At 44.4% G+C, this 2,902-nt stretch carries 4 protein-coding genes; all 4 read right to left on the reverse strand.

Going from position 1 to position 2,902, the window contains the following annotated elements; translation table 11 throughout:
- Positions 1–123: 123 nt before the first annotated feature.
- The gene (locus tag HMPREF9018_RS03875) at positions 124–1,185 is read right to left on the reverse strand and encodes a relaxase/mobilization nuclease domain-containing protein (RefSeq protein ID WP_008448418.1); all 1,062 of its coding nucleotides are present in this window, start codon (positions 1,183–1,185) and stop codon (positions 124–126) included.
- Positions 1,169–1,600: a plasmid mobilization protein gene (locus HMPREF9018_RS03880; RefSeq protein WP_008448420.1), complete on the reverse strand. Its 432-nt coding sequence runs from the start codon at positions 1,598–1,600 to the stop codon at positions 1,169–1,171. The genes HMPREF9018_RS03875 and HMPREF9018_RS03880 overlap by 17 nt, the downstream gene beginning before the upstream one ends.
- Before the next feature lie 364 nt (positions 1,601–1,964).
- A complete protein-coding gene (locus HMPREF9018_RS03890; protein ID WP_008448421.1) occupies positions 1,965–2,432 on the reverse strand; it encodes a DUF3408 domain-containing protein in 468 nt (155 codons plus the stop codon).
- A gap of 4 nt (positions 2,433–2,436) precedes the next feature.
- The coding region (locus HMPREF9018_RS03895; RefSeq protein ID WP_008448416.1) for a toprim domain-containing protein at positions 2,437–2,902 on the reverse strand (466 nt) is incomplete at its 5' end.

Raw genomic sequence — 2,902 nt, forward strand, 5'->3', positions numbered from 1 at the left:
ATGGTAATGACTCTTGCCCTCCAAAAGACACGAAACATTAACGTCATCTAAGAAGACAGGGAGTGTCAAATTAGCACTCCCTGCTAGTTTATCACCATGAAACAAAAGATCCTACCAACTGTATCATAGTCTTCGTCCTCTCTTTTTCTTGTTCGCTTGGTATCTGAGCTTGCGCTGCCATGCTGCTTCGGCATAATCATCGCCCTGTGCGGATGGTGTAATCAAATCGCCTAACCCTTCCACAACTTCATCGGCTGCGCCGATGGCTGCATCTGCCATATCTCTTATAGTTTGTGCGATTTTTGACGTTTCCTTAGTTGGTGGTGGATTGTATGAACGGCTTGGGGGTACGAGTTGATAACCAGCATCCTTAGTATCTGTATGCTTTGGCGATTTGCGTATTACTTGGTCAGATATATTCGTATCAGCTTTCTTACCTTCCTCGAAGTTCTTTTGCAAAGAACGGTAGCCGAACTCTCTGCCTACTTCCGATGCCTTGAACGAATATTCTCCGTATGAGAACTTCAAGCCATAGACCTTGCTCTGCTTGTTCTTCATACGATCTATGGTTACTCCGTGCTTATTTAGTTCATAGAGGAACATAGAATATCCTGTGATACCTGTACTTTTGTACTTTTCAAGTAGGGCATAGCATATTCTTTGTAGTTCTCTCTTTGTTTCCTCTCTTGTGGGATTGGCTTTTGCTTTCTGATGTTTCCTTTCAGCTTTGATTTCCTTGGCGATGGTCAAGCCTTTCTCTCTGCTGATTTCCTCTGTTATCTTTGCAGCCTTGTTGCTTACGAATGTGGTGTCATAGACTTCGCCGTATAGGCTGATGCGGTTGGCGATAATGTGGATATGCCTGTTGTCTGTATCCTTGTGCGTTACTACCACCCACTGATGGTTGTCAAGTCCCATTTTCTTGGCAAACAGATGGGCTATTTGGACAAGTTCAGAAACTGATAGTTTCTTCTCGTCCTGCGGAGCGATACCTATTTCGATACGGAGGAACTTATTCCTGCACCGTGTGTTGTAGTCGCTGACCAACTTCATTTCCTCGTAAATAGCCTTTGATTCTCTGCTACAAAGGTTATGGAAGGCAAGCCGATTACCCAGCTTGCCCTCTCTGAAGATATAGTCCAATGCAGTGCTTCCGTGCGCTATCGCCTTACACTTTCCTATCATATCTCGGCAGATTTAAGACCTTATATATATCGTCACCAATGCGGAAGTGAGGGTCGAAAAAACGCTTAAATGCTTCTTTGGCACATATGGAAAGGTTCTTGGTTATCGGCACCCATGACTCGTCCTTTATCCTGATGAGGTTGGAAACCTGTGCGTAGTACATTCCCGTTCGATGGAGTACGGCAATGGCTTCCTTTTCATTGTCGGTCATCTTGGGAACGACTACCACTTCACCATTCAAAAGAATCTCACGGCAGTACTCGGAGAACTTCCGTCCTGTGCTTTCTGCCTTTGCCTTGATGCGCTGCATCTCCTCCAAAGTACACCTAACCTTGATGAACTCCGTCTTGTTCATCTGTTTTTCTTCATTGTCCTTCTGCTGCCATTGGGTAGCTTTTCTTCTGTATTTCTTCATATAAGTTTCTCTGAAAGTTAATCATTATGGATGATTCGTTGCTGCTTAATTTCTGAATGATGACCAATGAGAACGGAGTGATTACGGTCTAATCTCCCCGACTGTTTGGCGAGGGGAGCAAGCGCAGTTTGTGGGTACAAACTGACGTCTTGCAATATCAGCTGAGATACCGATAACGCCTTGGGGCGTTTCCCCTGCCTAAAGTGAATGCACGGCATTCCGTGTCTAACTGCGTTCGTGGTATTCCCACCGTTCAGGCATTTGGTCAAGAATTTTGTATTCATTTCTTTTCGGTAAGGGTCGAGGGTTTCAAAGAAAAGGGACAACCTTTTTTGTGCAAAACCCTCGACCCTTTTTCTCATACTTATAGTTTTCTCCACTTCTCTATATCCTCGTGGTATTCCTCCAAATGACTGCGCACGAGGTTCTCCACGAAACTTGAAAGGTTGCTGCCCCTGTCGCCCAATCTTCGCACGATGAGGTCTGCACGTTCCTGTGTTTCCTTGCTCAGATAGACAGCCTTCCTATTACTGAGTTTGGCAGGTAAAAGATAGGCTTGCTTGTAGGCTTCAAGCGTTTCCTTTCTCATTTTGGCACTGATGCGTTTCTGAACGGGTGCATTCTCTGGCAGCCTTGCTTGTTCAGTTTCGTGTGAAAGCTCGGTACACCGTGATACCTCTGTGTTCTGTAATGGCTCGACATCCTCTGATGGCTTACCGCTACGTGTCATCTTTGTGTGCTGCTGGCTACTTCTTCCGAGCAGTTCTTCTTCGTTACCACCTAAATAATATGAAAGGTCATACTCTACCTCTGTTGTTTTCTTCTTTTCCATTTTTCTATCTCATTTTATGTTTAACTTGTTTCATCTTAACAGACTTACCTTGCATCTGTCCTTGTCGTTTTAGTTTCTCACGTACCCTATAGACGTGATACTCGTTGAGGTCTTTGAAGCTCCTGTAATGCACGGACATATTCTCCACCTTAAAACCTGCCTTTACGAAATCTGCCGTAGCTCTGCGTCCTGCTTCATCATTGTCAAAGAATGTACGAATAGAAAACACCTGTCTTTCATTGAGGTAGCGGATGCTCCTCGCTACATTGCTTACGGAGTTCATCACAAGACAGTGGTTGGTAAATTCTTCTTTCATTGAAAGAAAGGATAGAAAGTCCATAAATCCCTCGAATATACAGACAGGATCAGCTCTGTCCGTAAATATCGGAGTAATGTCCTTTGGTGCTATTGTGCCCTTAAATATTCCATTATCTCGAAGTTCATAACCGCCCGATTGGTTGGCGAACCTA

Source organism: Prevotella amnii CRIS 21A-A (assembly GCF_000177355.1).
Lineage (GTDB): Bacteria > Bacteroidota > Bacteroidia > Bacteroidales > Bacteroidaceae > Prevotella > Prevotella amnii.

What these genes read in the sequence shown, in the direction of transcription:
- HMPREF9018_RS03890 (WP_008448421.1), bottom strand. Translation starts at nt 2,432, where the DNA reads ATGGAAAAGAAGAAAACAACAGAGGTAGAGTATGACCTTTCATATTAT.
- HMPREF9018_RS03880 (WP_008448420.1), bottom strand. Translation starts at nt 1,600, where the DNA reads ATGAAGAAATACAGAAGAAAAGCTACCCAATGGCAGCAGAAGGACAAT.
- HMPREF9018_RS03875 (WP_008448418.1), bottom strand. Translation starts at nt 1,185, where the DNA reads ATGATAGGAAAGTGTAAGGCGATAGCGCACGGAAGCACTGCATTGGAC.